The sequence below is a fragment of the Synechococcus sp. UW69 genome (assembly GCF_900474185.1).
Taxonomy (GTDB): domain Bacteria; phylum Cyanobacteriota; class Cyanobacteriia; order PCC-6307; family Cyanobiaceae; genus Parasynechococcus.
In genome coordinates, this window is record NZ_UCNW01000008.1 from 72942 (window position 1) to 96804 (window position 23863).

The window sequence follows — 23863 nt, forward strand, 5'->3', positions numbered from 1 at the left end:
GGCATTGGATTCAGACAGGACCAGCTCTTGGCGCTGGCTATTGCAAGCAACACCACAAGCACAAGCATGATCACTACGTGTGTGCCATTGGTTATCACTTCGCAGGGAATGGTCGCTGCGTAAGGAATGGGACCTGGCGGACAGGCCGCAGACCCGTCGAATGGGGCCCCTACTACGAACCTCGGAACAAGTCAGGGAGCGTCTCCTTCCAGGGGCCGCACGGAGGAGAGATCAAGTTGACGTGGTGAAGAAGCGGCAGCATTGGCACGCCTATACCAACTAGGCCTATCAGAAATCTCGGAACAAGCCGACATTTTGTGGATCTCGGGAAAGTGCTCACTGCGGCACTACACCCACGCACTTTTCGGCCCATCATCGAGTCGTCGGGTCGCTAGGTGGACCCGAAAGCCGGGCAGAGCGATGCCCGACGAGAGCAGCGATTTGGCCTCGGCTTCGGCCGGGGTCAAGTCCGTTCTTCCTTAAGAAATTTGGTGGTGTATCGCAAGACACTCCCTGGGCAATCAAGCTACTTACGTGGCCGAATCGCTCCGGTGATGCATCACCGTCGGCCACACAACATTCACTGATTCTCGGCCGACACCGCATCGAATTCGAAAGCTGAACTCTCAGCCATCGCTCACGAAATACATGTAGAGCCGTTTTAAAACTAAGAGGTTCCAACCACCCCAGACCCAGGCCAACGCTCAAAGCCTGGGTTTTTTATTGCGTTTTCACAGCTAATCAACGCCAAACCAACTGCCAACAGGTTGAAGGCCTAGCTCTGCTATCGGCAACCCGCTGCGCTGCAACGCTTTGTAGTAGCGCTGAAGCGCGCGAGCAAGCCATTGCTTGCCTCAATAGAGCCTCGGCGATTCAACGAAACAAATGATCGAGCCGTCACTAAGTCAGCCCTTTACTGAGATTTATGTAAAACGACATGCTTCTGGACGAGTACGCTCTTGGATCAATCAAATACCAAGGCTTCGACAAATAAAAATAAGCAATTGGACTCAGGAATGTTCCAATTCACTGACTTAAAACAGGTTTGCGGCAGGGACAGATACGGCGTCCATGCCGATTGCGGCAGAGTGAATCGTCTAAAACTCTGCGCATTCCGGCCATTTCCCCTGCTTCGTTCCTGAAGGGGGAGATGGCCCCTGTCTGTGGCCCCAGACACAGAGCTTGAATTCATACCATAAATATGAAGCTTATCTTTGATGAACTCAAGAGGTATTTCTGATCCACAAGAGAGACTCAATAAAAACATGCAAAGCTTGCATGTTGAATAGCATTACTTGAATCAATATTACATGTCAGGACAACGACTGTAGACAGGAAAAACCTGTCGCTCCATGCAATCTCAGCCCAATTTTCCTTCAGCAATCGCGATCGTTGCGGAGAGCTGCTGATAATAAAGATTCAGCAGCATGGCAGCGACTCCTTTGATCTCATCATGATCGGAAGCTGATTCAATTGCCGCAGCAAATTTCTGCTTTTCAAATTGCTGGTGAAGCGGAAGCGTCAAGGCGGATCACCAACCAAGCCAAAACTTACATCAAAGCGCCCCAATACGACGGCATCAGTTGATACGTCAAGTATTTGACTCCCTCTGTAACATATGAAAAAGCTTGAGTCCTATGGATCATGCGATTGCACACTTCTCCTATGACCTCACCGCATTGCGTTTGGAATACAAAACCACATGTGATGCACTAACGTACTGGCGTGGCGGTGAACCTGCAGAACAACAGTTCCTTTTGGAAAAAAAGCAAGAAGTTTTTCGTGCTCTGGCAGAAGCCAGCTTCAGTGATCAGATCTGGCACTAAAGAAGTTCTATCACAAGCAGTGTCTTTAGGGTGTAGTTACTAAGGAAACTCCTCATAACAAAGCTGCTGGAAAGCAGATGTCAACTGCGATAACTAAACTCAAGCTTTGTCTTGGGTTTTTGATACTTAATAACGTTCATAACCTGAAGACCAGTATTTTCAGACTTCCTTTCTTCAGCAAGAGCCTTGAGAATCATAGAACCGCAAGACTGCCAGTCTTCATTCACTTCGATCAACTCTTTAGCCCGAAGATAGAAATGGGCAGCCTTCTCGAGGTGCTTGGATTTCTGGTCAATCGCTTTTGTCACTGTCGACTCTGTGATGGTCTTTGCAACGTGTGGTCTTATTATACCTCATGCTTTGACTAAAACAAATCCTGTTCAGCACCTCGCAAGCAACTCATGAGCAGAAAATATTTAAAGTGGTTAGTTCATTCCTTTGTCTCTACTCAAGACCGAAGCATAAGAGCACATATGCCTTAAAGTTTTGTGGCTGGTGATCAGGGCTGTTTTAACCAACTTTTGTTGACTGATTGAATCCGATTCAGGACATGAAGATTGACGCCTAAGTCTAGGTGACATTATCGACGAGTTGTCTTATACAGAGCACGATGAACGAGGGGGAAAGCGTAAGGCATTTGTTTAATTTCTTGTTTGATTTTCGAAAAACATGCAGCAGACCCATCTGAGTAATCCTGCTCGACAACACTTTCTTTTGCTTGCTCTAACGAAAAGCCTTCACGCAGTTTTGCCTCTAGATTGTAAGCCGCTTCATAACTTTGGCAGGGTCCAGCATGGACCAGTGATTGATCACTGAACAACATCAGTGATAAAACAATAACATTCAAGAAGGGGCGTCTGAATTCAACTAAAGCATGCATATTTGAATACAATCGAAGGAACTGATAATCAGTGATGGCAGGCTATTGCAAGGTTGCAATGAAGCTGATCAAAATCCTTTCGTTGTGATCAGTGCTAAGAGCTGTATCAGCAGTCACTTTTGGAAGTAGTTTGCCAAATCATATTCGGCCCTAAGTCTCCATTCAAGATCTCAATGTTTTCAATCGTTACCTTAGTCATGTTTGAGGGAGTAGTTGGCGTTAAAATTAAACATGGAAGACCACGACCGTCTTGTCCGGCAGTTGATCAGTGTGCTTCGGGACGATATGTCCGAAGCAGGGCGCGAACTCAGGAATCGAAGTGCTTGGGATCTTCAATGCCCTGTCGTCATCATCGACGCCCGTACCAACCCGCATCGAATCGTCCGAACATCTGTTCGAGGCGTTACTGGTGCGATAGCCACAAGCAACGTCATCGACGATCCATTGATGCGCTCATTCCTTGAGCGGTTGCGTGAGGTTGGTGCGGATGAAGCTCTTGATGAGTTTATGCATGGTTCTGAAGCAGAACGGTTCTCCGAACTTTGGGACATTTACAACGATGAAGCACAACAACAGGGCTTAGCGGTTTGGTCCCACAGTGACGCCGCAAAATTTGTGCTCAAGTCGAAATCGTGCTTTGACGATGGCCAATTGGCCTGCATTGCGATCACAAAGGCTGATGATCGTGATGCCCACGACGTTCTGACCTTCTCAGTCGACGCTTGCTGGTTGTCTTGAGATGTAGCGAACCTCTGGACTCAAGCCAGAGCTCCGAAGCTTCGTCCAACGCAGCCTCGCGGTTTCTCAGACGACCAGAGGGCTCCTGCAAGTCAGGAGCGGATCAGTTGCAATACAACCAATAGTGCAGAAGCTCCAAGAACCCAATAGAGCCAGCTCAGCTGGGGAATCGTGATCGCGAACACAAGCCCGATCACAAAAAAAATCAGAAAACGGCCGAGGGTCATGAATGCACCATTACTTCCCTATTGAACCGAAAACCAGGCGCTAGGCCAGCTTCTCTGATTTGGATCTCGGAGGTGGTTGGGGATTGAACATGATGGGTATGGATGACGCGACGAGTACTGCTCCCACAGTCAGCAGCACAAACAAAGGGATCGGACGTACCAGTGGTTGACGCTGTAAGGGAGTCGCGCAGCTGGAACAAAACGGAATAACCCCCTTCGGAGGGTGCAGCACAAGCGCTGGACCACAACAGCAAGACGGGCAGCGATAGCGCGGCATCGACCGGTGGAACGTAGCTGATCGCATCTTATTGATTGAATAGGGAGTACTTGCCATAAATTTTGTAGTTGCAGCAAAATCACTAACTTGTGAAACTAGTGAGTGCCGACTGGGTTGGTATTCAGCTAGATGGCGACGATGTAGTCAATCAATTAATTCTGATCGGCCATGGATGATCTGTGCTCTTGTGCCTAAGCCTGCGCCATTGGTGGTGATTGAGTGTCATCCGTCGGACCGATCAAGACGCAATAGCCAAGGCGACATTGAGAACTGCTAGCCCTACCAGGAACACGCCTGCCAGCAGGGACGCTTCGGGGAAGTACTTGGCGATAACAAAGCCAACCCCAAGGAATACTGACGAGAGCAGGACGGCTGTGAGGTCAGTCGCCATGAACAGGAGCTAATGGGCCAATTCAGCCTGACAAAACTTCTTCTCAACCGTGACTGTTTCAGGCCACCCACCCATTGACCAGATCAGATCCGTCACCTCATCGGCATCGATCCATGGAATGATGCCGGTAGCGACGACAGCACCTGAAAGAGAGAATGCACCTTCAGGTCACCTGCGCCATCCTCCCAAAACGAAGTTGCCCCGTCCGCTAGTCCCCACCCTTACCACTCCGTTCTTCTGCATAGATCACAAAGTGACCTGATCAGACATGAAGGAACGGAGCAGTACAGCTTTTAACAGGAGCGCCGTGCTCGACAGACATCCCTCATCGGCTGACCAGTACGACTGACCTTAAAGATCAACTACATGGCGCGAAAACTGCTTCCTGGCTCAAGGTCCCACGTCCAACCAGCGAGTGCTTCAATCTGTTGGTCGTCCGATTTAATCAACATCTCAGTAAACTCTTCCATGATTGGATTTAGATCCTCGTCATTGATATCAATGTCTTTGGCTGCTAATAAGTACTTTGAAACCAAAAGCTTTCGAACTGTATTGATGTCAATCTGAGGGTGAGCACTCGTGACGCGAGTGATGCGGTCAGTGTGCTTGGTCATTGTTGTAGGCATACCGGTTAAAAACTAGATTCGAACAGGCCGCTGCATGTAGCTTTCGTTGCTTTTACGGGGATCATTAGACGCACTCCAAGCATCTTTTGAGATTATTGAAGAGTTCCCATTAATAAGAAAACAAGAGCTTCAGGGTGATATTGGCTTTTTAATTTCAAGCCTCAAACCGCTAGAAGACTGATCTCGCCGCTGGGCTTCTAAGCCTGCACTCATTGCAAATAATTAGTAGTGCTGACAAGAGGCTCTCGTCTAGAGACCCGACGAGGTGAACGGGAATGCACCCAACGGTTCGCTTCCTGGGTTGTTGTAGTGACAGCTGGTTGGCTTTCAGCTCGAACCTCACTTGACACCTGTGGATTGCGAAAATCGGTGATTGCCGAAATCTCCTCCATGCCGCTCCGTTCTCTGGTGACCAAGTTGCGGGAAACTGCACTCACCGGTGAGCTCGATGAGCGCTCCAGCCGCGCCGATCGTCTGTTGATGCGCGGAGCAGGCCGTTGCAGCCGTGCACTGGTCTCCAGTGCACTCGCCCAACGTCGAGGCACGCCTCTACTGGTGGTGGTCCCGACGCTGGAGGAAGCAGGGCGTTGGACGGCACTGCTGGAGTTGATGGGCTGGAACCAGGCAAGTCTGTATCCCACCAGCGAAGGTTCTCCCTACGAACCCTTTGATCCCACAAGCGAAATCATCTGGGGACAACTCCAGGTTCTCAGTGATCTGTTGGGTGATCCCGATGCATCGTCATGGGCCATCGTGGCAACGGAACGTTGTCTCCAGCCGCATCTCCCACCTCCAGATGCGTTGAAGAGCACGACTCGCACGCTTCGTAAGGGTGATGAAGTCGATCTGGAAGAGCTGGGCGAAACGTTGGCCCAGCTCGGCTACGAGAGAGTCACAACAATCGAGCAGGAAGGAAGCTGGAGCCGTCGGGGCGACATTGTCGATATCTTCCCGGTGAGCAGTGAGCTGCCTGTTCGGCTTGAGTTTTTCGGAGAAGAACTCGACAAGCTGCGTGAATTCGACCCAGCAAGCCAACGGTCACTTGATGCAGTCGATGCTCTTCGACTAACTCCAACGGGGTTCGGACCACTTGTGGCCGATCAGCTGCGCACGTTGATGCCTGATGGATTGGAGCGACTCCTCGGGAATCAAGCCACAGAACAACTTCTCGACGGTGGCACGCCGGAAGGCATGCGTCGGCTGATGGGCCTGGCCTGGGAGCAACCAGCCTCCCTGCTCGACTACATCCCCGACACCACAACAATCGTCATTGATGAACGTCGCCATGGAGTAGCCCACGGCCAGCAGTGGCTTGCCCACGTTGAAGAGCATCACCTTGAAATGGCTGCTGAGGCAGGTCTGGATCAATTCGAGTGTGAACAGATCTGGCCTGCAGTTCTGCATCGCAACATCAACGCCGCCTATGGGTTGACCGAGGTCTTCCATGGCTTCGACATGGCAGAACTGCTGGAGGTCGACCAGCACGCCAACAGCTTCGATCTGGCCAGCCGACCTGTCCCGGCCTATCCCAACCAATTCGGGAAGCTCGGAGAACTGATCAAGGGATTTCAGACCGAACGCACAGCTGTTTGGTTGATCTCCGCTCAGCCAAGTCGAGCTGTTGCCTTGCTGGAAGAGCACGACTGCATCAGTCGGTTTGTTCCAAACGCGGGAGATACCAACGCCATCTCGCGACTGATTGAGCAGAACACACCCGTTGCTTTGAAAGTGAGGGGGACTGCAGAACTGGAGGGGCTGCAACTGCCGGCTTGGCGGATTGCACTGGTGACAGACCGTGAATTCTTCGGACAGCAAAGTCTGAGTTCGAGTGGGTACGTCCGTCGTCGACGCAAGGCGGCCAGCCGCACCGTCGACCCCAACAAGATGCGACCCGGTGACTTTGTGGTGCACCGGAACCATGGAATTGGACGGTTCAAAGCCCTGGAAAAACTTGCGATGTCCGGTGACATTCGCGACTACCTCGTGGTTCAGTACGCCGACGGAATTCTCCGCGTCGCAGCCGATCAACTAGGGAGCCTTGGTCGATATCGCGCCACAAGTGAAACGCCGCCTCAGCTCAACCGCATGGGTGGCAGTGCCTGGAACAAAGCCAAGGAACGGGCGAAGAAGGCGGTTCGCAAGGTTGCCCTTGACCTGGTGAAGCTGTACGCGGAACGACAGCAAGCAGCTGGTTTTGCGTTCCCAACAGATGGCCCCTGGCAAGTGGAGATGGAGGACTCATTTCCCTACGAACCAACGCCAGATCAGCTGAAAGCCACATCCGACGTGAAACGGGATATGGAGAAAGAGGAGCCGATGGACCGGCTTGTGTGTGGTGATGTTGGCTTCGGCAAGACGGAAGTCGCTATCCGCGCAATCTTCAAGGCAATCACCGCCGGGAAGCAGGTGGCAATGCTGGCACCGACAACGGTGTTAGCCCAACAGCATTGGCGGACGTTGTCGGAACGCTTTGCGCCCTATCCGATCAAGGTGGCGCTGTTGAATCGCTTCCGCACAGCATCGGAGCGAAAAAACATTCTGGACGGACTCAAGCAAGGAACCATCGATGCGGTGGTGGGAACGCATCAGTTGTTGAGCAAAGGAGCCGCCTTCCAACAACTAGGCCTACTTGTGGTGGACGAAGAACAGCGTTTCGGGGTCAACCAGAAGGAAAAAATCAAAGTGTTGCGGAAGGACGTGGACGTTCTCACGTTGTCGGCAACGCCAATCCCCAGAACGCTGTACATGAGTCTTTCGGGGGTTCGGGAGATGAGCCTGATCACGACGCCACCACCATTGCGTCGCCCGATCAAAACGCACTTGGCCTCACTCGATCCTGAAGCCGTACGAAGCGCCATCCGCCAGGAATTGGATCGGGGGGGACAGGTGTTTTACGTGGTTCCCCGTGTGGAAGGAATCGAAGAGGTGGCCGCTGGCCTAAGAGACATGCTGCCGGGCCTGAAACTGCTGGTGGCCCATGGCCAGATGGCCGAGGGCGAGCTGGAAAGCGCCATGGTGGCTTTCAATGCCGGCGAAGCCGATGTGATGCTTTGCACCACCATTGTTGAAAGTGGCCTGGATATCCCTCGCGTCAACACAATCCTGATAGAAGACGCACACCGTTTTGGCTTGGCCCAGCTGTATCAACTGCGGGGCCGCGTTGGTCGCAGTGGAATTCAGGCCCACGCTTGGCTGTTTTATCCCGGAAACGCCTCGCTGAGCGATAACGCCCGTCAACGACTGCGCGCCATCCAGGAGTTTGCCCAGCTGGGCAGTGGCTATCAGCTCGCCATGAGGGATATGGAGATCCGTGGGGTGGGCAATCTGCTCGGTGTGCAGCAAAGCGGCCAGATGGAAACCATCGGCTTTGATCTCTACATGGAAATGCTGCAGGAATCGCTGGCCGAAATTCAGGGGCAGGACATTCCCAGTGTTGATGACACCCAGGTGGATCTTCCAGTGACCGCCTTCGTACCTGCCGACTGGATCACCGACCCCGACGAGAAAATCGCTGCCTACCGAGCTGCTGCTGATTGCCTAACGGCCGAAGCTCTCGTGGAACTTGCCGCGGGTTGGGCCGATCGCTACGGGGCACTGCCTGCTGCAGTTGTTTCTCTTCTCCAGTTGATGGAACTCAAACTTCTGGCGAAGCGCTGCGGCTTCTCCAGGATCAAACCGGAAAAACCCAACGTGGTGTTCGAGACCCCCATGGAAGAACCGGCATTCCGCTTGCTACGCCAGGGCTTACCCCAGCACCTGCATGGCCGTTTGGTTTATCAGGCCGGCAGTGGCATCCAACACAAAGTGATGGCCCGTGGTCTCGGCGTGCTGCCCATGGAGAAGCAACTCGAACAGCTGATGGAGTGGCTTCGATTGATGGCGGCCCAGATTCCCGATGCCGATGGCAAAACCGAGGCGCAGCGGCAAGAGGAGCTGAGTGCCAAGAATGCGGAAGTGGTTGAGGTCTGAGGCCTGAAGTCAATTCTGAGAAAAACGTTACCAACCACGCAATTCTTCGTTACAATGGCTGCATCGAAAACCGTTGGACATGGGTGAATTCGTCGAAATCGGTGCCGGTGGCGTCTCTCTGCAACTGATCAGCGGCGTTTTCTGTGCCACTGCACTCGGTGTCTATGCACTGTTTCAACCTGGAGCGTCCGACGATGACGACTCCAACGGTGGTGGCGGTGGTGGCTTAATGCAGCCAATCTCCTGATTTACGGCAAGGCGTAACTCAGATTGGCTTTGCCTGGTTGGTATGTTGTGCCAACTTCTGAGAGAGAGATTCGTTCAGTCAACGCAGTGATGGCTTGTACGTATTGTGAATCTTTTTCTGTACCCAGGTCCTCAATTTTGAAGTTATTGATTTCCTTTTTCTTGACGAGGGCTTCAATATCAGGTTTGATCCCAAACTTGTGAATATCCGTTCCATTCGGAGTTAGATATTTAGCAACCGTTACAGTCATGCCCGAGCCGTCAGCAAGTCCGCGAACTGCTTGAACTACGCCTTTTCCGTATGTTTTGGCACCAACCAATATGGCGCGACCATTATCTTGAAGTGCGCCTGAAACAATTTCACTCGCACTCGCTGAACCCTGGTCAATTAAAATCACAAGAGGTTTATCTGTTAAGGCGCTACCTGTGGCACGCCTGACATCGCGAATGCCTTCACGAGTTTTGGTGCTTACAATAATTCCTTCATTGAGCCACTGACGTGTTATTTCCACACTAGCTTCGAGAAGTCCACCAGGATTACTGCGCAGATCAAGAACATAACCATCAGCGTCAGAATTCTCTAATTCTTTAATCGCAGTGCTCATTTCGCGAGACGCCTTAGCATTGAACTGCTTGAGACGAATATAACCAACCTTGTAACCTTTGGGAGAAGTGTTCATCGAGCTTTCCACTGCATTAATCTCAATGCGTGCACGTTCAAGTGAAAAATCAATAACATCACCATCTCGACGAAGACCCAGCACGACGCTCGTTCCCTCAGGTCCGCGAATTAGTTTTACGGCATCTCCAGTCGACATCCCTTCCGTAGACACCCCATCGATTGTGACAATCACGTCCTTGGATTGAACACCGGCCCGAGAAGCAGGTGTGCCTTCAATCGGCGAGACAACAACGAGTTCCTCGGTTTCTTTGTCGAGACTGAGCTGAATCCCAACACCTAATAGTTCTCCGGATGTGTCAATCTGCATCTCTTTAAATTCTTTTGGATCCATAAAACGGGTGTATGGATCATCAAGGCTTGAGAGCATTCCTCGGATAGCCTCATAAGACTCCGTGGTTCCCAGGTAGGATTTACTCAGCAAATCAGCACGTAATTTTCTCCAGCTGTTCTCGTTGAAATCACCTGAAGAGTCGAGGTAATCGCGATAAACTATTTGCCAGACCTGATCAATTACCTCTTTGGGACTGTCAGTGATCGAGTCAAGTTGGTATGAGTAAGGAAGCGAAAAGCCCGGTTTGCTGAACGTAACAGCCGTAGTGATGCCACCAACTCCGAGCAAAAGCAGAAGGGGTGTTGAACGAAGAAATGACTCCAAAAAGCGACCTCGAGTCATTTCGTCTCCATGCTTACTCTCTAGCCTAACGAGATCAGGCGGGCTCAACCCAGCGACCGTCCTCTTTGATCAACTGGATCAGAGCCTCAACGCCATCAGCTTCCGGAACCTTGCCGATTTCTTCGCGACCGCGATAAAGAGCAATGGTTCCGGGCCCTTTACCGACATAGCCATAGTCCGCATCAGCCATTTCTCCAGGGCCGTTGACGATGCATCCCATCACGGCGATATCAAGACCTTGCAGATGCTGGGTCGCATCCCGCACTTTGTGCAACACCTCCTCCAGATTGAACAAGGTGCGACCACAACTGGGGCAGGCCACGTACTCGACCATGGTTTTGCGCAGTCCCAGGGACTGGAGGATCGAGTAACAGACAGGAATTTCCTTTTCTGGTGCTTCCGTGAGCGAGACCCGCAAGGTGTCGCCGAGACCATCCGCCAACAAAGTGGCGATCCCCGCCGTGCTCTTGATCCTTCCGTAATCTCCATCTCCGGCTTCCGTTACCCCCAGATGCAATGGGTAATTGAAGCCTTCCTTGTCCATGGTGTCTGCCATCAGCCGATAGGCCGCAAGCATCACTGGAGCTCGCGAGGCCTTCATCGAAATCACGATGTTGTGGAAATCAAGCTCATGGCAGATCCGAACGAATTCCATCGCTGATTCGACCATTCCCTCAGGGGTGTCCCCGAAGGTGAAGAGCATCCGCTCGGCAAGCGAGCCGTGATTGACCCCAATTCTCAGGGCTTTGTTCTGATCCCGCAGCAGGGTGACTAGGGGTTCAAAGGTCTCGCGGATGCGTGCACCAATGGCCTCGAACTCTTCCTTGGTGAACTCCTGCCGGTCTGGATCGGGTTTATCGAAAACAAAAAGACCTGGATTGATTCGAACCTTGTCGACATGCTTGGCGACTTCCAGGGCGATCTTGATGCCGTTGTGGTGAACATCGGCCACAAGGGGAACCGTGCAACCCTGCGCCCTCAGCGAAGCCCGGATCTTGGCCATGGCTTTGGCATGACCAATGGAAGGTGTGGTCACCCGAACGATTTCGCAGCCGGCCTCCACAAGTCGCAAGATCCCGGCAACCGACCCCTCAATATCGAGAGTGTCCTCATTGATCATCGACTGCACCACGATCGGGTGCTCACTTCCCACAGGCACATCCCCCACCATCACGGTGCGGGTTACACGGCGGTGGATCTTGGTGTCGTAACGCCGATCCAGGGCAGTCATGGAGCTGAGTTGGAAGCAGTCCAAGGCTCGCACAGGCGATGACGAATCGCGGCGAGATCCTGTCGGGTCAGATCTAGGGGAGCACCTGCCGCTTTGGAGGGATTCCGCAGAAGATACGAAGGGTGAAAAATCGGCATCACAGCCCGTCCATTCCAGCTCTGCCACTGGCCGCGTAACTGGGTCATGCCTCCTTTGATCCCGAGGATTGCTTCCACAGCGGTTGCTCCGGTGAGCACAATCACTTTGGGGTTCATGGCCTCAAGTTGAAGATTCAGCCACGGACGGCAGGCGGCCAGCTCTGCTTTCTTCGGTCGCCGGTTATTCGGCGGTCTGCACTTGATGGCATTGCAGATGTACAAATCACGGGAGGGGTCAAGGTCCGCCTCCCGTAGCAATTGATCAAGCGCACGACCGGAGCGACCTACAAAAGGGATGCCCTGGTCATCTTCCTGAGCTCCTGGGGCTTCACCAATCAGCATCAGATCAGCGTTTGGATTGCCGCGACTGATGACGACTGTCTGGCGCGTGCTGGCCAGTTCACAGGCCGTGCAGAGGTGGCAATTCTCCAGGCTTGAACCGGTCATGACATCGAATCAGCAGAGGCCAAGGGAGCCAACAGCAACAGTGGATTGCCCTCAGGATCCTTGATCCAGGCCTCGGCACCAAAGGCTTCGACCCGCGCTTCCTCCAGAAGTGATCCACCACGCTCAAGGGCCGTGCTGAGAAGACTTTGAAGCTCAGGCAGCGGATCTAGCGATGGATCCAAACGTAAACAAGGAGCCAACGCACGCCCACGCGTGGGAAAAGAGCGCTTGCGCGAGGGCCTGTAGATCTCAAGCCGAGTTCCATTGCCAAACTCAACGACGCAGTGGTGGTCTGCCATCCCAGGAATCAACCTGGCCTGGAACAAGTCGCTGTAAAAGCGGCCAAGGTTGCCGGTGTCATCAGCGGCCAGAACCCAACTGATCTGCATCGCGTTCATTTGTGCGGTGACATCAAGGTTGTCTGCGACACCATTTGAGGCAGGATGATGTCGTTTTAAACGCGCCGCGGGGAGGTGCGTTACTGATGCCACGCCCGCCAGAACTTTCCGATCGGGCCGTGGCCCTGAAACCGTCCTTGACGCTGGAGATCAGTGCCAAGGCCAAAGCGCTCCGCGACAGCGGCAAAGACATCTGCAGCCTTAGTGCAGGAGAACCGGACTTCAACACACCCTTGTTCATTGTTGAAGCAGCACAGCGGGCACTCGCATCAGGCTTCACCCGGTACGGCCCCGCATCCGGCGATCCCGATCTACGTGCCGCGCTCGCACACAAACTGACTGTTGAAAACGAGATTCCAACCCAACCTGAGCAGGTTCTGATTACCAACGGCGGGAAGCAGGCGATCTACAACCTGTTCCAGGTTCTGCTCAATCCCGGCGATGAGGTGCTGCTCTCTGCTCCTTACTGGCTGAGCTACCCGGAGATGGCTGCCCTGGCTGGTGCCAGCACAACCATCATCCCCACGAAAGCTGATGAGGGATTCCACCTGGATCTCGACTTGCTGGAGCAGCAAATCACCACCCGCAGCCGTCTTCTGGTGATCAATTCACCCGGAAACCCCAGCGGTCAGGTCATGCCACGGGCCGAGCTCGAGGCTCTCGCCGAACTTGTGGCCCGTCACCCCCAGCTGATGGTGATGAGCGATGAGATCTATGAATATCTCCTGGCTGACGGCCAACAGCACTGCAGCTTTGCTGCGATTGCCGAGGAGATCCGCGATCGGTGTTTCACCGTGAATGGTTTTGCCAAAGGCTGGGCCATGACGGGCTGGCGCCTGGGATACCTCGCCGGTGATGCAGCCGTCATCAAGGCCGCCTCAGCACTTCAGAGCCAGAGCACCAGCAATGTGTGCAGCTTTGCCCAACGGGGTGCCTTAGCTGCGATTGAGGGATCCAGGGACTGCGTTCGAGAGATGGCGATCAGTTACAACCATCGGCGCACGTTGCTCACAGAAGGACTTCTGGCGCTGGATGGCATCACGTTGACTCCTCCGCAGGGTGCCTTTTATGCCTTCCCGCGCCTGCCCGACGGGGCACCGGATTCCATGGAGTTCTGTCGCCAAGCCCTCGAACAGGAAGGCCTGGCTGTCGTCCCAGGCCTCGCCTTCGGCGACGACCGTTGCATCCGTCTGTCGTGTGCCGTTTCGGATGAGACGATCAACGATGGTCTGAAGCGTCTGAAGCGACTGCTCAGTGCCATCTGATCCACTCTGATCCTCTACGACCTCTGTATGTCTGTACGAGAACAGCGGGCCGTGATCGCCACCGGCCTGATCACTGGCCTGGCCATCGCGGCCAGCTGTGCTGCTCCTGAAAAAGACGCCAAACAGGCCGTCTTGCAGATCGGAGCCATCCCAGACCAGAACCCGGAGAAACTGAATCGCCTCTACGGCGCGCTCTCAGAGGAACTCAGCGAAAAGCTGGAGGTTCCCGTTCGTTATGCACCGGTCAGTAATTACGCAGCGGCGGTCAGCGCCTTCCGCACCGGCAGCCTTGATCTGGTGTGGTTCGGCGGACTCACCGGCGTGCAAGCAAGACTTCAGACGCCTGGCGCCCGCGTGCTGGCACAACGGGATATTGATGCCGAATTCACCAGCGTGTTCATCGCCAATGGCGCAAGTGGTTTACGCCCATTTACCAGTGCAGACCAATTGGTTGAGCTGAAAGGACGCCGCCTGGCTTTCGGTTCAGAGAGTTCCACCTCAGGCCGCCTGATGCCCCAGTACTTCATGGGGGAAAACGGCGTAAAACCTGACGATCTCGAGGGTGGAGGTCCCGGCTTTAGCGGTAGCCACGACGCAACCATCGCCGTGGTGCAAAGCGGTGCCTATGAGGTGGGTGCCTTGAATGAGCAGGTCTGGCGCAGCAATGTGAAGGACGGTCGTGTTGACCCCGACAAGGTGAAGGTGATCTGGAGGACACCGCCCTACGTGGATTACCACTGGGTGGTGCGCCCCGATCTTGATGCTCGCTTTGGCGATGGCTTCACCGACAACCTGCAATCCACGTTGTTGGAGCTATCGGCAGACACAGAAAAAGGTGCCGCGATTCTGGAGTTGTTCGGAGCGGAACGCTTTATCCCTGCTGAGGACGGCGACTACGTGATGATCGAAACTGTGGGTCGGCAGCTCGGCAAGATCCGTTGACGGCTCTGCTGGAGCTGACCCAGGCCTGCTTGGGTCAACGGCTCCAACCGATCACATTGACGCTACGCGCGGATGAGCGGGTGGTTTTGCTCGGTGCCAGTGGCGCCGGCAAAACCACTCTCTTGAAGCTCTGCAACGGGGCCTTGAGACCCGATGCTGGATCGGTGCACTGGTGTGGGCAACCCCATCAACACCTGTCGCGGCGGCAACAGCGGCGCATCGGCACGCTCTGGCAGGACCTTCGCCTGGTGGAGGAACTGAGTGTCATCCAGAACATCAACAGTGGAGCCCTCGGACGCCATGGTCTGCTCTGGGCTCTTCGAAACTTGATGGGTCCCCTCGAACAGGATTGCTGTCTTGAGGTGATGAACCAGGTCAATCTGGATGCCTCACTCTTAAATCAGCCCGTTCGAGAGCTTTCGGGAGGTCAGCGCCAACGGGTAGCCCTGGCCCGCTTGCTGCGTCAGCTGCCTGAAATGGTCTTGGCTGACGAGCCCCTTTCGGCTCTCGATCCCACCCTTGCGGACGATGTCCTCAACACTCTTCTGCTTTTACCGGCGTGCCTGATCAGCCTGCATCGCCCCGATCTAATTCATCGATTTGATCGGGTTTTGGGGCTTCGTCATGGTGCCTTGGTGATCGATGCGGCCCCGGAGACGATTCATCGTGATCAGATGGAATGGCTGTACGCATCACCCTGAAACCGGCGCTGCCGCTGATCCCACTGCTACCTGGCCTGAGCCTGCTTGGCATCGTGGCTGTGCTGTTCAGGGACGGTCATGGCGGAGGGCTGCCTCTTCTGCAGGAGTTCGCGGCTGCAGCGGTGCATCCGTCACTCGATCCCGTTGTGTTGGGAAGCTTGCTGAACGGTCTTCAAATCACCCTGGTCATCGCGTTGCTGTCGTGGGGAATCAGCAGTGTTCTCGGCGTGGGACTCGGTCTCCTCTGCTCCATCACCGTTTCGGAGATTGTGACGGGTGTGAGCTGGCCAGCAGTGCTTCTTCGTCGCTGCCTGGCCCCCCTGCGAGCTGTTCATGAACTGATTTGGGGGCTGTTGTTGCTCCAGGTGTTCGGGCTGAATGGCTGGGTTGCTGTCTGCGCTATCGCCATTCCTTACACGGTGCTGATGGCGCGTGTGATTGCTGATCAGGTGGACTGTCATGTCTCCCCTGCCCTCCCCGTGCTCAAGGGCAGCGGCGCCGCACCATGGGCCGTCATCCTCACGGGGCTTGTTCCTCCCCTGGCGCAGCCGCTTTGCAACCACGTTGGCCACCGCCTCGACTGCGCGCTTCGCTCAGCACTCATTCTTGGCGTGTTCGGCCTCGGTGGCTTGGGTACGGACCTCAGTCTCAGCCTGCGCTCGCTCCAGTTTCAGGAGATGTGGAGTGGCCTGTGGTTGCTGGCCATCGCCATGGTGATTCTCGATCGTTGCCTTCGAATGCTGCGTGGCTGGTCGCGGATGCTGATCATTCCAGTGCTGAGCCCTTTGATCGCCATCGCCTGGGGCACACACCTGGATCTGCAGCTGTCATGGCCTGTCGGCCAGTGGTCTGTGCTCTTCGCCAACGTGATGGATGGGTCGCAAGGCCTGAGTGCTGCCCTTGAGATCTCTTGGCCAGCGGTGATTGCATCAACGTTATGGATCACTCTGATCGCCGGTTGCATTGCCACGGGCTTGCCTCCTCTGCTGCTTCTGGTTTGGCCTGGTAAGACCAGCCTCCGGATCCAGGAGTTGCTGTGGGGAGCGTTGCGACTACTCCCGGCCCCGCTCACAGCACTGCTGTTGCTGATGTTGGCCAAACCGAGTCTGGCCCTTGCAGGGCTGGCCCTTGGGCTTCACCACAGCGGTGTGATGGGACGGGTGCTGATGGACGACATTCGAAACACAGGGTTGCGTTCCGCCCAGACGCTGAAGTCCTGCGGCGCTTCCCCACGGGTTAGCTGGCTTTATGGACCGCTGGCTGATGTCAGCCGCCCTTACCTCACTTATGCGATTTACCGAATCGATGTGATCCTGCGCGACACCGCAATCATCGGACTCGTCGGGGGAGCCGGCCTTGGCTGGCAACTGATGGAAGCCCTCAGTTCCTTTCACTGGTGGTTGGTGTTTTGGATCGTGCTGACATCTGCTGTGCTCACGCTGCTGGGTGAGAGCCTGGGCGAACGTCTTCAGGGGAGCTGGAACAGCCGAGCCATGGCGTTATGAGCAGTTCAAACGAAGCCCCCCGTCAGTTGATCGTGTTGGGGGACAGTGGGGTGCATGGATGGGGGGACCGAGAGGAGGGCGGCTGGTGTCAGAGGCTTCGCATGCGCTGGATGAATCTGCCTGCTGCTCCAGTCGTCTATCCACTGGGCGTACGCGGAGACGGCTTGGAACGCGTCGCGTCCCGTTGGCGGAGCGAGTGGTCCTGTCGCGGTGAACTGCGCCGACAGACACCTGGCGGGTTACTGCTCAGTGTTGGGCTCAATGACACAGCCAGAGTTGGTCGGATCGACGGCAGACCGCAGCTAGAGGTGGATGCCTATGCCTTCGGCATCAGCCAGCTCCTCGGTGAAATGGGGCGGGAGATTCAGGTCTTTGTTCTGGGCCTCACCGCAGTGGATGAGCACGTCATGCCTTTTGCCGGCTGCCTCTGGTACAGCAATCGGCAGATCGCAGCGACAGAAGCAGCCCTGGCGGAACAATGTCGCGAGGCGGATGTTCCCTTCCTGCCCGTGCATCAGGAGATGCAGGAGGAGCCCGACTGGTTGACCTGGATGGAACCCGATGGGATTCATCTCAACGCCGAAGGACACCGCTGGCTGGACCAGCGCCTGGATCAGTGGGCGCCGTTACGCCAATGGGCCGGACTCGCTCCGCTTAACACATCAACACCTATCAGCATGTAAACGACCCCCACGAGAACGACTAATGTGTGAGCCTCCTGACATTGGTGATCAGACTTGGGACCTGACCGCTCTGCAGAACGCGCTTCCGGCAATCACCCTGCCCAGCGCAAAACCACACTCAAGTGGGACGACAACGGTGAACTGACTGCCGTTGATATGGCACGGATTATTGACAGGCTCACCCAGCCAGAGCTTCGACGTTGCGATCTGGACCCGACCTGAAACTCAGCTTGGCGCCATCGCCTGCTTTGCGGACTGGTAGAAGCTCAGATCAATGTCAGAGCGTCCTTCTGAATTCGCCATCGCCTCAACGCGTTTGCGGACAGCAGGACGTACGAAGAAAGGAACATCTTTTTTAAGGGCTGCCAGGGCATCTGGTTGCCAGTCCATCCGACCAAAACCGATGCACCCATGATCCGGCACGAAAGTGCCGAATTGCGGCACCAAAGGGGCGACCGGTTGAAAGCGAAGCATTGAACCGTTGGATCAGTTGCACTGATCCCTTGATTTCACAACGTCACCTGCGGCAGGAATCCCGCCGCGTGCTGCCCCCCTGCATTGCGCGGCGCAATCAACAGGTGCTTGAACACCTCGGTCTGGCCCACTGCGCGGCCCGTCGCCAACAGAAACGCGGGCCTGAGGAATTTGACGACCTCATTCAGGAGTCGCGGTTTGGGTTGATTCGAGGTCTTGATCTGTTTGATCCACAACGGGGCATCCGACCCAGCAGCTATCTCCTTTCTCGAGCCACAGGTCAGATCCTTCATTACCGCCGCGATCGTTCTCGAACGATCCGAATTCCCTGGAGGTTGCGGGATCTGTACGCCGCAGGGAAGAAGATTCAACTCGATCGCGAACAGAACCAGCAACCGAGCCTCAGCGATCACCAGCTTGCCGACGCACTCTCAGTTCACCCAGAGCGTTGGGCCGCCGCCGTTCAGAGCCATGGGGCTAGCCAGGTCTTCGACCTGAGTGCCAGCCATATGGATCCAACACAACCTTGCGAGGACGATGAGCAACTGAACTGGCTGAAGAGCGTGATGCACCAGTTGGAGGGCACGCCAGGCATCGTTGTGCAGGCCCACTTGATCGAACGCAAGAGCATCAAAGACCTGGCTGAAGCCTTGAACTGCAGCCGTGCCTCCTTGCGGATTCATCTGAAAGTGGGACTGAAGCTCCTGAGGCAATGGGCCCAGCGCGATGGTCTGATCCCCATCCAGACAAGCTGATCAAAGCGCCATCAGCAGCATGGCCAGGAGAGCGGCCAACAGGGTCTGGAGAGCATTGACCAGCTCATTGCTCAACCAGGCCACGCGATCCTGCACGAGGGCGCCAAGCAGGCTTTCGGCAAGGGTGGCCAGCAGACCAACCACCATCACCAGCCCAGCCAAGGGCCAAGAGGGAAGCAGCTGAAGCGCCAGCATGACGAGTGTCATCACAATGCTGCCGACGGCACTCGCCAGCGTTCCCTCGAGGCTGATGGCCCCCTCCGTTCCCGGAGGGACAGGGCGCAGGCTAGTGATCAAAACCGTGGTGCGACCGAAGCGTTTGCCGATCTCGCTGCCAAAGGTATCGGCGAGCTTGGCGGCGAAACTTGCGGCAAAACCAACCATCAGCAGCGCGCGGGGCTCGACACCGGCACCGATGAGCAACGCCAGGAACGCCCCAACCGCTGCCGAACCCCAGACATTTTCCGGGCCGCGCTGGCCACCGCGGGCTTCGGCGAGGCCCCGGATCTGCTTGTTCTGAAAACCGATCTTGGTGACCAGAGTTCCCAGGCTGAGATAGGCCACAACGGCAAGCCAGCCCGACCAACCAAGACAACCCCAAAGGATCGTGCCTAGCGCTGCCGCGTGCACCCATCCCCTGCGGGTGAGCAAGGGTGTTCGCTGCGCCAAAGCAATCAAGACCGTGTTCACCACCAGGGCCTGAATCCAGAGTCCAGACATCACACCGTGTTGCAGTGCCCTAAGCATCTCCTGCCTTCGGGCTTGGCAGAGGGAGAATCGGTTTCGTTCGTTCTCTGGTCGACCGGATGGTGTTCAACAGAAACAAGGGCTTTTTCCTCACCCTGGATGACGCCGCCGCTCCGGCCACCCTTGAGGTGCCTCAGAAAGAGGCTTCCCAGGAGAAGCAAGCAACACCTGAGCCCTCGGTAGCCAGCACCACACTGGAGGCTCCCAAGCCCACAGCCACTGCTGCTGCCGCTGCGGCTGCTCCCAAGGCCGCCCCTGCTCCCAAGGCCGCCCCTGCTCCCAAGGCTGCTCCTGTTGCCAAGGCTGCTCCTGTTGCTGAACCCAAGGGTGAAGACCGTCCGCAGTCCTCATCTGGGATGACCACTGCGGAAGCCATCGCAGCGGAACTCGCCGCAGCGGACGCATCACGTCCTGCCGTGACCTACACAACCTTCGCTCCCAGCAACCTCGCCCCAGGTGGCGGATTGCGCCAGCGTAGCCGTCGTCCCGGAGCCGCTCTGAAATCCTTCCGAGGAATTGCTCAGGATCTGTTCAAGAGCTGATCAGCCCATCGCGCCAACGCACCAGTTCCACCGCACCCGCAACCGCCGCTGTGGAACTTCGCAGGATCGACGATCCCAGCTGGATGGGATGAACGCTTGCTTCGGTAAGCAATCTTTTCTCCGCGGTCGTCCAACCTCCTTCCGGACCGATCACCAACCAGGTGAGTTGAAGGGGGTCGCCTTTTTGGATCAACCATTGATTCAACGCCGGAGGTTCTATCTCACGGGTCACACCCACCAGACGCTGGCCTTGGTCATCTCCCATCCATTGGGATAACTCCTCCACAGCAAGCAGCTGTGGCATCCACAACCGCTCGCACTGTTCCACAGCTTCACGAACGATGGAGGCCCAGCGCTCCGGTCGATGTTCGGCCTGGGGAACACAGCGCTCACAACGGATTGGCTGAATGCGATCAATGCCGAGCTCGCAAGCCATCCGGATCACCTCATCCATCCCCCGCCGCATCAGGGCCACGGCCAAACCAAGCTGAGGTTGAGGCGGCGCCTCAATGTGCACCGCGGTCGGGTCGATCTCAAGCAGGTTGGATTCCAGCAGTTTTGCGACTGATAGACGACCGCGACCATCGGTGACATCCACCCGTCCACCACAGCGCAAACGCAACACCCGCCTGAGGTAATGCTGCTCTTCGGTGTTGAGCAGCACTGGGCCACCGGCCATCAAACGATCCGGCGTCAGGAGCAGCCTGCGGCGTTCAGCCACCAGCAGGGAAAACGCTGTCGGGATGCTCTTCCACCGGCCAATTCTCGTTGATCCCACCAACGACAAGCTCCTCGAGCTGCACCACGTCGGAATCCAACTGGCGTAGCGCATTGATCAGCACGTCAATCGCGACACCATCCGAGGTCCCGAGATCCACCCAGCAACGTCCCCATTCCTGCTGGTACTCCAGCTGCCCCATGTTGTGCATCAGGGCCGGCATCGCCGACTCAGCAGCAGCATCGTCATAGGTCATCCAACTCAGATCAGCCCCTGCATCATGGACCTGAAGGTTCTCGGCATTGAAGCCACCGAGACGTCCGATGACATACCAGCTATCGAACACACCATCGACATAATTCCGCTCCCCTTGACTGGGTGGTTCCGAGAATCGAATCCACAACCAGCAATTGAAGGGATCGACTTCACGAAAACGAATGTCCATGGGGCCATCGCGACAGCTACATCATCGTTCAAGCTGATCAAATGCTCGAGCTCTCAGGCATCACCTATGCACCCGCGACGGCTGGTGCTCGCATCCTGGACGGTGTCAGTTTTCAGACGCAAAAAGGACGACCGCTTCTGATCGCTGGAGCCAGTGGTTCTGGAAAGACCTCGCTGTTGGAGATCATCAGCGGACTGGGGTCGCCAACATCCGGCAGCATCCACTGGAATGGCAGTTCCATGAAACGCCGGCAGCTTCGCTGGCTTTGCGGCATCGTCTTCCAGTTTCCGGAACGCCATTTCCTCGGTCTGAGCGTCGCTCAGGAACTGCGTCTGGGGCATCGCCGACTCGGCCATGAGCAGGAAAACAACGTGCTGGCACGCGTCGGACTCAGCCAAATCGGAACCACGACGGCACCGGAACGACTGAGCGGCGGTCAACAACGGCGGCTCGCCCTTGCCGTTCAAATGCTCCGAGGCGCTGAAGTGCTGCTGCTGGACGAACCCACCGCAGGCTTGGATTGGTCGGTCCGTCGCGACGTGCTCGATTTACTCGCCAGCCTGGCCCGTGACCAAGTGCTGATCCTGGTTACCCACGAACCTGAACTCTTCCAGGACTGGGACTGCCAGCGACTGCGGTTGCAGGGCGGTCGGCTCGAACCGATGACTACATTGCCCTGAGCTTCCGAGAGGACATGGCCGACCGGCTGGTACGCGCAACAGCCGCTGAAGGCGGTATCCGGTTGGTCGCGGTCTCAACAACAAACATCCTGCGGGAGGCAAGGGAGCGCCATGGGCTGTCGTTCCTGACCAGCGTGATGCTCGGACGGGCCATGACTGCTGGCCTGATGCTGGCCAGTTCGATGAAGGTTCGCCACGCACGGGTGAATCTTCGTTTTGGCTCAGACGGACCGATCAAAGGCTTGATGGTGGATGCCGGTCGCAATGGAACTGTTCGCGGCTACGTCGGAGAGCCTGCTCTTGAACTCGATCCCATCAAGGACGAGACAGGCCATTTCAGCTTCAACTTCAAGGAGGCTGCTGGCACCGGCTACCTCCATGTCATGCGTGACGACGGGAAGGGTGAACCCTTCAACAGCACGGTTGAGCTGGTCAGCGGTGGCATTGGCGAGGATGTTGCCTCCTATCTGCTGCACTCCGAACAAACCCCTTCGGCCGTGTTTGTGGGGGAACAGATCAACAGCCAAGGCATCCATGCCAGTGGAGGGCTCCTGGTTCAGATCCTTCCCAAAGCTGCAGAGGAGCCGGCCTTGGTTGAGCTGATCGAACAGCGTTGCCGCGAAATTTCAGGGTTCAGTCAGCAGCTTGCCGAAAGTGGCGACCAGCTTGAGGACCTTCTTCGGGATGTTTTTCCCGACCTTGATCCCAAGCCCCTCGACGATGCCGAAGCAAGTCAGGAACTTCGTTTCTTTTGCCCCTGCAGCCGTGAACGCAGCAAGGCTGCTCTACTGCTGCTGGGCAGACAGGAGCTCTCTGATATGCGTGACAAGGATGGAGGCGCCGAGCTGACCTGCCATTTCTGCAGCAACCGCTATGACGTCAGTGCTGCGGAACTGCAGGAGTTGATTGATGCGTTGCCGGAAGCCGCCTGAGGCTTAAGCCAGAAAAAGAGCAGCAGCCCATAGCAAGAGTCCAGCCGGCAGTGCTTGGATCTGAAGAGGACTAAGCGCCAGCTGCTCGAAAGCGGTGGGAGACAGCGCCAGATTCAGCAATGAGCCTGCAGCCAAACCAATACTCAGCACGAGCAATGTCCATCCCAGGGATGCCAGCGGGCGACGACCACGGCGGATCTGACTGAGGAACACACCGATCGTGGCCAGAGCAAGGACAAGCTGAATGCTGGCGGCAGAGATCACCAGAAGAACGACGGCGATGATCCCGGCGATGATTCGCACTGAACGCCCCTGCCCCTCCACGAGGGCCCAGTCCGGCTTGAGGCCGGAGAGAGATTGGGAGGGATCCGGCAACTTGTTGCGGAGGTTCGCAAAGACATTGGTCATCGGAACCTGGGCAGGCAGCGAAGGCAGCGATCCTGCGGACGCCTCCCGTTCAGATGCTGTCGCTGCTGCTGCGCTGACTTGACCCTGCTGACGGTCACGGAGACGGACCATCAAAACAGCGTCATAAGCCGCCTCGATTTTTGCCCTGGCCTGATCATCTCCTGAGACTTCGGCCAAACATCGAACCTTGGCTGCTTGAACCTGTTCAAAACCAGCATCACGACTCAGGCCGAGACGAACGAAAGGATCATCCGAGCTTGCGTCGGGACCAGATTCACCAAGGGCTGCCATCGCGTCGATCCGGTTCTTCAGATGAGC

At 55.9% G+C, this 23863-nt stretch carries 29 protein-coding genes; 14 read left to right on the plus strand and 15 right to left on the minus strand.

All coding sequences use genetic code 11. The features are described from left to right. Nucleotides 1-1360: 1360 nt before the first annotated feature. Nucleotides 1361-1525, minus strand: a complete 165-nt coding sequence (locus DXY29_RS13330) for a hypothetical protein (protein WP_170952105.1) — start codon at nucleotides 1523-1525, stop codon at nucleotides 1361-1363. A 112-nt stretch (nucleotides 1526-1637) separates the two neighbouring features. On the opposite strand from DXY29_RS13330, the gene DXY29_RS04045 reads away from it, so the two are divergent. Next, nucleotides 1638-1826, plus strand: a complete 189-nt coding sequence (locus DXY29_RS04045) for a hypothetical protein (RefSeq protein ID WP_115023165.1) — start codon at nucleotides 1638-1640, stop codon at nucleotides 1824-1826. 80 nt (nucleotides 1827-1906) lie between these two features. Here DXY29_RS04045 and DXY29_RS04050 read toward each other — a convergent pair whose 3' ends face one another. Both DXY29_RS04050 and DXY29_RS12985 read right to left on the minus strand, forming a co-directional pair. Next, nucleotides 1907-2134, minus strand: coding sequence for a hypothetical protein (locus DXY29_RS04050; protein ID WP_115023167.1), 228 nt, complete (start codon nucleotides 2132-2134; stop codon nucleotides 1907-1909). 272 nt (nucleotides 2135-2406) lie between these two features. Then, a complete protein-coding gene (locus DXY29_RS12985) occupies nucleotides 2407-2649 on the minus strand; it encodes a hypothetical protein (protein ID WP_170952106.1) in 243 nt (80 codons plus the stop codon). Between the two features lie 270 nt (nucleotides 2650-2919). Here DXY29_RS12985 and DXY29_RS04055 point away from each other — a divergent pair, with 270 nt between their 5' ends. After that, the gene (locus tag DXY29_RS04055) at nucleotides 2920-3444 is read left to right on the plus strand and encodes a hypothetical protein (RefSeq protein ID WP_244279304.1); all 525 of its coding nucleotides are present in this window, start codon (nucleotides 2920-2922) and stop codon (nucleotides 3442-3444) included. Nucleotides 3445-3536: 92 nt separating this feature from the next. Here DXY29_RS04055 and DXY29_RS13825 read toward each other — a convergent pair whose 3' ends face one another. From DXY29_RS13825 to DXY29_RS04065, 3 genes are all read right to left on the minus strand, one after another. Continuing rightward, nucleotides 3537-3671, minus strand: coding sequence for a hypothetical protein (locus tag DXY29_RS13825; protein WP_256377595.1), 135 nt, complete (start codon nucleotides 3669-3671; stop codon nucleotides 3537-3539). A gap of 515 nt (nucleotides 3672-4186) precedes the next feature. Continuing rightward, nucleotides 4187-4339: a hypothetical protein gene (locus DXY29_RS13335; protein WP_170952107.1), complete on the minus strand. Its 153-nt coding sequence runs from the start codon at nucleotides 4337-4339 to the stop codon at nucleotides 4187-4189. 362 nt (nucleotides 4340-4701) lie between these two features. Continuing rightward, a complete protein-coding gene (locus DXY29_RS04065; RefSeq protein WP_136987718.1) occupies nucleotides 4702-4953 on the minus strand; it encodes a hypothetical protein in 252 nt (83 codons plus the stop codon). Between the two features lie 402 nt (nucleotides 4954-5355). Here DXY29_RS04065 and mfd point away from each other — a divergent pair, with 402 nt between their 5' ends. Next, nucleotides 5356-8934, plus strand: a complete 3579-nt coding sequence (gene mfd / locus DXY29_RS04070) for a transcription-repair coupling factor (RefSeq protein ID WP_115024170.1) — start codon at nucleotides 5356-5358, stop codon at nucleotides 8932-8934. A gap of 79 nt (nucleotides 8935-9013) precedes the next feature. Continuing rightward, on the plus strand, nucleotides 9014-9181 hold the full coding sequence (locus DXY29_RS13340; protein ID WP_170952108.1) for a hypothetical protein: 168 nt from the start codon (nucleotides 9014-9016) through the stop codon (nucleotides 9179-9181). 1 nt (nucleotide 9182) lies between these two features. Here DXY29_RS13340 and DXY29_RS04075 read toward each other — a convergent pair whose 3' ends face one another. Genes DXY29_RS04075 through DXY29_RS04090 form a run of 4 tightly spaced genes read right to left on the minus strand, consistent with a single transcriptional unit; the run spans nucleotide 9183 to nucleotide 12748 of the window. Then, nucleotides 9183-10535 carry a S41 family peptidase gene (locus tag DXY29_RS04075; protein ID WP_115024172.1) on the minus strand — a complete coding sequence of 451 codons (1353 nt, stop codon included), beginning with the start codon at nucleotides 10533-10535 and terminating at the stop codon, nucleotides 9183-9185. 34 nt (nucleotides 10536-10569) lie between these two features. After that, entirely contained in the window at nucleotides 10570-11766 is a 1197-nt protein-coding gene (gene ispG, locus DXY29_RS04080; RefSeq protein ID WP_115023187.1) for a (E)-4-hydroxy-3-methylbut-2-enyl-diphosphate synthase, read from the minus strand. Beyond that, nucleotides 11763-12350: a uracil-DNA glycosylase gene (locus DXY29_RS04085; RefSeq protein WP_115023190.1), complete on the minus strand. Its 588-nt coding sequence runs from the start codon at nucleotides 12348-12350 to the stop codon at nucleotides 11763-11765. The genes ispG and DXY29_RS04085 overlap by 4 nt, the downstream gene beginning before the upstream one ends. Beyond that, nucleotides 12347-12748, minus strand: coding sequence for a VOC family protein (locus DXY29_RS04090; protein ID WP_115023193.1), 402 nt, complete (start codon nucleotides 12746-12748; stop codon nucleotides 12347-12349). The genes DXY29_RS04085 and DXY29_RS04090 overlap by 4 nt, the downstream gene beginning before the upstream one ends. A gap of 86 nt (nucleotides 12749-12834) precedes the next feature. Between DXY29_RS04090 and DXY29_RS04095 the strand changes: the two genes are divergently transcribed. Genes DXY29_RS04095 through DXY29_RS13345 form a run of 6 tightly spaced genes read left to right on the plus strand, consistent with a single transcriptional unit; the run spans nucleotide 12835 to nucleotide 18066 of the window. Continuing rightward, the gene (locus DXY29_RS04095) at nucleotides 12835-14013 is read left to right on the plus strand and encodes a pyridoxal phosphate-dependent aminotransferase (protein WP_115023195.1); all 1179 of its coding nucleotides are present in this window, start codon (nucleotides 12835-12837) and stop codon (nucleotides 14011-14013) included. Nucleotides 14014-14040: 27 nt separating this feature from the next. Continuing rightward, complete coding sequence (locus DXY29_RS04100; RefSeq protein WP_115023196.1) at nucleotides 14041-14955, plus strand: putative selenate ABC transporter substrate-binding protein; 915 nt, start codon at nucleotides 14041-14043, stop codon at nucleotides 14953-14955. After that, nucleotides 14952-15656: a phosphonate ABC transporter ATP-binding protein gene (locus tag DXY29_RS04105; protein WP_115023198.1), complete on the plus strand. Its 705-nt coding sequence runs from the start codon at nucleotides 14952-14954 to the stop codon at nucleotides 15654-15656. Before DXY29_RS04100 ends, DXY29_RS04105 begins: the two co-directional genes overlap by 4 nt. Continuing rightward, the gene (locus DXY29_RS04110) at nucleotides 15635-17161 is read left to right on the plus strand and encodes an ABC transporter permease (RefSeq protein WP_115023200.1); all 1527 of its coding nucleotides are present in this window, start codon (nucleotides 15635-15637) and stop codon (nucleotides 17159-17161) included. Before DXY29_RS04105 ends, DXY29_RS04110 begins: the two co-directional genes overlap by 22 nt. Continuing rightward, on the plus strand, nucleotides 17158-17844 hold the full coding sequence (locus tag DXY29_RS04115) for a GDSL-type esterase/lipase family protein (protein ID WP_115023202.1): 687 nt from the start codon (nucleotides 17158-17160) through the stop codon (nucleotides 17842-17844). Before DXY29_RS04110 ends, DXY29_RS04115 begins: the two co-directional genes overlap by 4 nt. A 54-nt stretch (nucleotides 17845-17898) precedes the next feature. Further along, nucleotides 17899-18066: a hypothetical protein gene (locus DXY29_RS13345; RefSeq protein ID WP_170952109.1), complete on the plus strand. Its 168-nt coding sequence runs from the start codon at nucleotides 17899-17901 to the stop codon at nucleotides 18064-18066. Between the two features lie 3 nt (nucleotides 18067-18069). Here the strand turns inward: DXY29_RS13345 and DXY29_RS04120 are convergent, their stop codons facing one another. Then, nucleotides 18070-18318 (minus strand): PCP reductase family protein, encoded by a 249-nt coding sequence (locus DXY29_RS04120; RefSeq protein ID WP_371411063.1) that lies wholly within the window; start codon nucleotides 18316-18318, stop codon nucleotides 18070-18072. A 29-nt stretch (nucleotides 18319-18347) separates the two neighbouring features. On the opposite strand from DXY29_RS04120, the gene DXY29_RS04125 reads away from it, so the two are divergent. Further along, a complete protein-coding gene (locus tag DXY29_RS04125) occupies nucleotides 18348-19073 on the plus strand; it encodes a sigma-70 family RNA polymerase sigma factor (RefSeq protein ID WP_170952110.1) in 726 nt (241 codons plus the stop codon). Here DXY29_RS04125 and DXY29_RS04130 read toward each other — a convergent pair whose 3' ends face one another. Then, nucleotides 19074-19793 (minus strand): TIGR00297 family protein, encoded by a 720-nt coding sequence (locus DXY29_RS04130; protein WP_170952111.1) that lies wholly within the window; start codon nucleotides 19791-19793, stop codon nucleotides 19074-19076. It abuts the gene before it with no gap. An 86-nt stretch (nucleotides 19794-19879) separates the two neighbouring features. On the opposite strand from DXY29_RS04130, the gene DXY29_RS04135 reads away from it, so the two are divergent. Further along, on the plus strand, nucleotides 19880-20362 hold the full coding sequence (locus DXY29_RS04135; protein ID WP_115023208.1) for a hypothetical protein: 483 nt from the start codon (nucleotides 19880-19882) through the stop codon (nucleotides 20360-20362). Here the strand turns inward: DXY29_RS04135 and DXY29_RS04140 are convergent. Both DXY29_RS04140 and DXY29_RS04145 read right to left on the minus strand, forming a co-directional pair. Then, nucleotides 20352-21083 (minus strand): 16S rRNA (uracil(1498)-N(3))-methyltransferase, encoded by a 732-nt coding sequence (locus DXY29_RS04140; RefSeq protein WP_115023210.1) that lies wholly within the window; start codon nucleotides 21081-21083, stop codon nucleotides 20352-20354. The two genes, DXY29_RS04135 and DXY29_RS04140, sit on opposite strands and share 11 nt — an antisense overlap. Beyond that, nucleotides 21076-21525, minus strand: a complete 450-nt coding sequence (locus DXY29_RS04145; protein WP_115023212.1) for a DUF3531 family protein — start codon at nucleotides 21523-21525, stop codon at nucleotides 21076-21078. Before DXY29_RS04145 ends, DXY29_RS04140 begins: the two co-directional genes overlap by 8 nt. Nucleotides 21526-21566: 41 nt before the next feature. On the opposite strand from DXY29_RS04145, the gene DXY29_RS04150 reads away from it, so the two are divergent. Continuing rightward, nucleotides 21567-22205: an ABC transporter ATP-binding protein gene (locus DXY29_RS04150; RefSeq protein ID WP_115023214.1), complete on the plus strand. Its 639-nt coding sequence runs from the start codon at nucleotides 21567-21569 to the stop codon at nucleotides 22203-22205. A 14-nt stretch (nucleotides 22206-22219) separates the two neighbouring features. Then, nucleotides 22220-23137: an Hsp33 family molecular chaperone HslO gene (hslO, locus tag DXY29_RS04155; RefSeq protein ID WP_115023216.1), complete on the plus strand. Its 918-nt coding sequence runs from the start codon at nucleotides 22220-22222 to the stop codon at nucleotides 23135-23137. 3 nt (nucleotides 23138-23140) lie between these two features. Here hslO and DXY29_RS04160 read toward each other — a convergent pair whose 3' ends face one another. Then, nucleotides 23141-23836, minus strand: a complete 696-nt coding sequence (locus DXY29_RS04160) for a CPP1-like family protein (RefSeq protein ID WP_115023217.1) — start codon at nucleotides 23834-23836, stop codon at nucleotides 23141-23143. Nucleotides 23837-23863: the final 27 nt, after the last annotated feature.